Origin of the sequence: Mesorhizobium sp. M4A.F.Ca.ET.090.04.2.1 (genome assembly GCF_003999085.1) — a bacterium.
Taxonomy (GTDB): Bacteria; Pseudomonadota; Alphaproteobacteria; order Rhizobiales; family Rhizobiaceae; genus Mesorhizobium.
In genome coordinates, this window is sequence record NZ_RZOT01000362.1 from 1 (window position 1) to 6,255 (window position 6,255).

At 64.2% G+C, this 6,255-nt stretch carries 3 protein-coding genes; 2 read left to right on the forward strand and 1 reads right to left on the reverse strand.

What is annotated here, in order from left to right:
• On the forward strand, positions 1-695 hold a 695-nt coding region (locus tag EN781_RS22690; RefSeq protein WP_127400355.1), incomplete at its 5' end, for a DUF2865 domain-containing protein.
• Here EN781_RS22690 and EN781_RS22695 read toward each other — a convergent pair.
• Entirely contained in the window at positions 613-1,986 is a 1,374-nt protein-coding gene (locus tag EN781_RS22695) for a glutamate--tRNA ligase (protein WP_126054796.1), read from the reverse strand. The two genes, EN781_RS22690 and EN781_RS22695, sit on opposite strands and share 83 nt — an antisense overlap.
• A 720-nt stretch (positions 1,987-2,706) precedes the next feature.
• Between EN781_RS22695 and EN781_RS22700 the strand changes: the two genes are divergently transcribed.
• The coding region (locus EN781_RS22700) for a vitamin B12-dependent ribonucleotide reductase (protein ID WP_127400356.1) at positions 2,707-6,255 on the forward strand (3,549 nt) is incomplete at its 3' end.

A 6,255-nucleotide genomic window follows, 5' to 3' on the forward strand; every position in this document is an offset into this window, starting at 1 on the left:
CGCTCGACATGCCCGATTTGCCGGATGTGCCGCCAGACGATCCCAGCGAACGCAACATTCGCCGGGTGATCAACCAGCCCGACGGCATGGACTTGCCGCGGCTGAACGACGACTTCCACACCGTGTGCGTGCGGACCTGCGACGGCTATTTCTTCCCGATGTCGAACGCCGCCTCTTATGGCGATTTCGAGCGCGACCAGAAGAACTGCGAATCGAGTTGCCCTGGCACGGAGATGCAGGTGTTCTACACGCGCGACATGGACGGCGACGCCGGCGCGATGACATCGTCGGTGACCGGCAGGCCCTACAGCGAACTGCCGACGGCTTATCTCTACAAGCAGACCAACATGGCGCGGCCACCGGCCTGCGGCTGCAACGCGCAAGCGCAGAATTTCGAGATCATCGCCGGCAATCCGCCGAACCCCGAGCAGTCCGAGCCCGAAGCGGCCTCCGCGCCGTTCGCTCCCTTGCCGGCCGCGAAGCCGGATCCGGGCGCTGATCCCGAGACGCTGGCCAATGCCGAGGGCGGGCTCGACCGCGATGCCATCAAGCGCCTGGCCGAAAAGCCGGCAACATCGCCGGTATCGGCGTTGCCGCCCGAGCAGCGCAGGGTCAGGGTCGTCGGGCCAGCGTTCCTTCCCGACCCAGCAGGGGCAATAGATCTGCAAGCTCCGGCCCGGAAGGCTGGCCGGTAAGCGCCAGCCTGAGCGGCATGAACAGCGCCTTGCCCTTGCGGCCGGTTGCTTCGCGGATCTTGCCAGTCCAGTCCTTCCAGACGGTGCCGTTCCACGGCTCCTCCGGCAAGAGATCGAACGCCTGGTGCAGGAATTCGCGGTCCTCGCCGGAAAACTCCGCCGGTTCGTGCGGCCCCTGACCCACGATACGCCACCAGGCCAGCGCGTCGGGCAGGCTGTCGAGATTGCCTCGTACGGCCAGCCAGAACGGCTCCGCCTTCTCCCCTGAAACACCCAGCACGATCAGCCGGTCGCGAGCCTCGGCAAACGGCATATGGTGCATCAGCGTGCGGTTGAGCACGAACAGCTCGTCCGGATCGAACTTGGCCGCCGATTTCGAGGTCGCGGCCGGATCGAAATGGCCCGCGAGTTCGGAAAGATCGTGCGCTGCCGCGACATTCTCCGAGGTGCCTACCAGCACCGCCAGCGAAGCGACCGCCATCGGCTCGATGCCGTCCTCGCGCAGGCTCTCGATCGACAGCGCGCCAGTGCGCTTCGACAGGCCCTCGCCAGAGGCCGTGGTGAGCAGGTTGTGGTGGCCGAAGACCGGCGGCTCGGCGCCGAGCGCTTGGAACAGCGCGATCTGCACGCCGGTGTTGGTGACATGGTCGTCACCGCGGATGACGTGGCTGACGCCCATCTCGATGTCGTCGACCACCGATGGCAGCGTGTAGAGATAGGTGCCGTCCTCGCGCACCAGCACGGGATCCGACAGCGAGGCGAGATCAACGGTCTCCTCACCGCGCACCAGGTCGTTCCAATGGACCTCGGTGCGTTCGGGCTGCAGCGGGTCGCTGGTGAAGTTCGGCAGCAGGAAGCGCCAATGCGGGCGTCGACCGTCGGACTGGTATTCGGCGACCTGCTCCGGCGTGAGCGTCAGCGCCTCGCGGCCATAGACGGGCGGCAGCCCGCGCGTACGGCGCACCTTGCGGCGCAGGTCGAGCTCTTCAGGCGTCTCGTAGCAGGCATAGAGCACGCGCGCGGCCTTCAGCCGCTCGACCGCCGCGTCATAGATCTCGACGCGCCGCGACTGGTATTCGGTGGCGTCGGGGAAGATACCCAGCCAGTGCAGGTCGTAGAGGATCGAATCAGCGAACTCCTGCTTGGAGCGGGCGATGTCGGTGTCGTCGAAGCGCTGGATGAAACGGCCCTTGTTGTTCATGGCGAACAGCCAGTTGAACAGCGCGGTGCGTGCATTGCCGATATGGATACGGCCGGTCGGCGACGGGGCGAAACGGACGGTTACTGTCATGAGCGGGGCGTAGCGGATGCTTTTCCGGTTGACAAGGCGCGCCCCCGCGCGAAGGGCAAGACATAGTGCAAGCCAGCTAAAATGAAAAGGCAGAGCGGCAGCATCGCCGGGGTGGCCTTGCGCACGCCCGCCGATGACCGCCAAAACCAGGCTCTCCGACGCGGTCCTCTGTCCCCGTTATCCACATCTGTGACACACAAGATATTGGGGTCACAAAAGCTACGTAAACGAATCCTTGACGGCGCAAAACGAGTCGCCTTTTATAGGCCATGCGTTCCTGTTGAGAGCGCGACCGGAGAGTTCAGAGGCCGGTCTTTTTTCCAGATTTTGTGCGTTTTGCCCACATTTCCGCCCTTTTGCGAGGCCGGCGGAAGCGTTGGGATTGGTGGGGCTTGGGTGGCGAAAAGGGAGAATTGTCGGACTGGAAAAAATGATCTGTTAACACTATATTTAGTGTTTGCAGGCAGGTTCGACCCTAGATAGTGTGAAGCCCTCGATCGGGGGAATCGCGAAAAAGTTTCAAGTTTTGAGGGACCCGCAGGGGTTCGTCGGCGAGTTGGAGAGGCGCTTCGCAAGAAGTTTGGCCAACGCGCCGCGCGACGACTGCGAAGGAGATGCCGGCGTCGTCAAGATGCCGGCAAACGGCGGACCGCGCGTTTCGCTTTCGGGGCATGAATCCCTGGGGAAAGGCGCTATATATAGACACAAAGGACCGGACCAATGCGCATCGAGCGTCGTTTCACCAAGCCAGGACAATCCGCCTACGCGGAGATCGAATTCCGCAAGGCGCTTTCCGAGATCAAGAATCCGGATGGCTCGGTGGTGTTCCGCCTGGACAATATCGACGTGCCGGCGCAGTTCAGCCAAGTCGCCGCCGACATCCTGGCGCAGAAGTATTTCCGCAAGGCCGGCGTTCCCGCTCGCCTGAAGAAGGTCGAGGAGAACGACGTCCCCTCCTTCCTGTGGCGCTCGGTCCCCGACGAGGCCGAACTCGCCAAACTCCCCGAGGCCGAGCGCTATGGCTCCGAGATCGATGCCCGCCAGGTCTTCGACCGCCTCGCCGGCACCTGGACCTACTGGGGCTGGAAGGGCGGCTACTTCAAGTCCGAGGAAGACGCACGTGCCTTCCGCGACGAGCTTGCCTATATGCTGGCCACGCAGCGCGTCGCGCCGAACTCGCCGCAATGGTTCAACACCGGCCTGCACTGGGCCTATGGCATCGACGGCCCGAGCCAGGGTCACTTCTACGTCGACCCCTTCACCGGCAAGCTGACCAAGTCGAAGTCCTCCTACGAGCATCCGCAGCCGCATGCCTGCTTCATCCAGGGTGTGCAGGACGACCTCGTCAACGAAGGCGGCATCATGGACCTGTGGGTGCGCGAGGCGCGCCTGTTCAAATACGGTTCGGGCACCGGCTCCAACTTCTCGCTGCTGCGCGGCGAAGGCGAAAAGCTTTCGGGCGGCGGCCGCTCGTCCGGCCTGATGAGCTTCCTCAAGATCGGCGACCGCGCGGCGGGCGCCATCAAATCGGGCGGCACGACACGCCGCGCCGCCAAGATGGTCATCGTCGACGTCGACCATCCCGACATCGAGGAATTCATCGACTGGAAGGTCAATGAAGAGCAGAAGGTCGCCTCGCTGGTGACCGGCTCCAAGATCGTCAAGAAGCACCTCGAAGCGATCATGAAGGCCTGCGTAAATTGCGAAGGCCATGACGACGACTGCTTCGATCCGGCGATCAACACCGCGCTGAAGCGCGAGATCAAGGCGGCCAAGAAGGACGCCGTGCCGGAGAACTATATCTACCGCGTCATCCAGTTCGCCCGCCAGGGTTACACCTCGATGTCGTTCAAGACCTACGACACCGACTGGGATTCGGATGCCTACCTCACCGTTTCCGGCCAGAACTCCAACAACTCGGTGTCGCTGAAGGACAACTTCCTGCGCGCCGTCGAGGCCGATGGCGACTGGCAGCTCACCGCCCGCAAGGACGGCAAGGCGCTGAAGACGCTGAAGGCGCGCGACCTGTGGGAAAAGATCGGCTACGCGGCCTGGGCGTCGGCCGATCCCGGCCTGCACTTCAACACGACGATGAACGACTGGCACACCTGCGCTTCGGCCGGTGCGATCCGGGCCTCCAACCCGTGCTCGGAATACATGTTCCTCGACGACACGGCCTGCAACCTCGCCTCGATCAACCTTCTGCCCTACCGCAATGCCGACGGCACGATCGACATCGCCACTTACGAGCACACGGTGCGGCTGTGGACCATCGTGCTCGAAATCTCGGTGATGATGGCGCAGTTCCCGTCGAAGGAGATCGCCAAGCTCTCCTACGAATACCGCACGCTCGGCCTCGGCTACGCCAATATCGGCGGCCTGCTGATGACCTCGGGCATACCGTACGACTCCCACGAGGGCCGCGCCATCTGCGCCGCGCTTACCGCGATCATGACCGGTACGGCCTACGCCACATCGGCCGAGATGGCCGCGGAGCTCGGCGCCTTCCCAGACTATGACCGCAACGCCCAGAACATGCTGCGTGTCATGCGCAACCACCGCCGCGCCGCCTATGGCGACAAGGACGGCTACGAGAAGCTCGCCGTCAATCCGGTGCCGCTGGTCGCGTCCGATCTGAAGCAGCAGGCGCTCGCTGAGCATGCCAAGGCGGCCTGGGACCGCGCCATCGAGCTCGGCGAGGAGCACGGCTACCGCAATGCGCAGGCAACCGTGATCGCGCCGACCGGCACGATCGGCCTGGTCATGGATTGCGACACCACCGGCATCGAGCCCGACTTCGCGCTGGTGAAGTTCAAGAAGCTCGCCGGCGGCGGCTACTTCAAGATCATCAACCGCGCCGTGCCGGAAGCGCTGCGCACGCTGGGCTACTCCGAAAGCCAGATCGCCGAGATCGAGGCCTATGCGGTCGGCCACGGCAACCTCAACCAGGCGCCCGGCATCAATCCCGGCTCGCTGAAGGCCAAGGGCTTTTCCGACGACAAGATCGCGGCGCTGAACGCGGCGCTGAAGTCGGCCTTCGACATCAAGTTCGTCTTCAACCAGTGGACGCTGGGCGCCGACTGGGTGAAGGAGACGCTCGGCTTCACCGACGAGCAGCTCGGCGATTTCTCGTTCGAGATGCTGCCGGCGCTTGGCTTCTCGAAGAAGGACATCGAGGCCGCCAACATCCATGTCTGCGGTGCCATGACGCTGGAAGGCGCGCCGTTCCTGAAGGCCGAGCACCTTGCCGTGTTCGACTGCGCCAGCCCCTGTGGCAAGATCGGCAAGCGCTCGCTGTCGATCAACAGCCACATCCTGATGATGGCGGCGGCGCAGCCCTTCATCTCCGGCGCCATCTCCAAGACCATCAACATGCCGAACGAAGCGACGGTCGAGGACGCCAAGAACGCCTATATGCTGTCGTGGAAGCTGGCGCTGAAGGCCAATGCGCTCTACCGCGACGGCTCCAAGCTGTCGCAGCCGCTCAATGCCTCGCTGCTCGCCGATGGCGAGGAGGATGAGGACGAAGCGGTCGAACAGCTGATCGCGGCGCCCGCCGCGCAGCGCGCCGTGCAGGTGACGGAAAAGATCGTCGAGCGCGTGGTGGAGCGGCTCTACCGCGACCGCGAGAAGCTGCCGAACCGCCGCAAGGGCTACACGCAGAAGGCAGTCGTTGGCGGCCACAAGGTCTACCTCAGGACCGGCGAGTTCGACGACGGGCGCCTCGGCGAAATCTTCATCGACATGCACAAGGAAGGTGCTGCCTTCCGCGCCATGATGAACAACTTCGCCATCGCCATCTCGCTCGGCCTGCAGTACGGCGTGCCGCTCGACGAATATGTCGAGGCCTTCACCTTCACCAAGTTCGAGCCGGCCGGCATGGTGCAGGGCAACGACGCGATCAAGAACGCGACGTCGATCCTCGACTACGTGTTCCGCGAGCTCGCCGTTTCCTATCTCGCCCGCCACGACCTCGCCCATGTCGACCAGTCGGACTTCGACAAGACAGCGCTCGGCCGCGGCATCACCGAGGGCAAGGCGACGCCGTTCTCGAAGGGCCTGACCCGCGGCGTTTCGCCGGTCAAGCTAGTCTCGGGCGCCGGCGGTGATCCCAAGGGCTTTGGCGGCTCAGCCCCGACGACGTCCCCTGCCCGCGCGGCGCCCACCGCCTTCTCCGGCTCCAACGTCCTGACGCTGAAACCGGCGAGCGACGAGGCCATCGCCTACAAGCGCGACTATGAGGAGCGCGCCAGGGAACTTGCCGAGGAC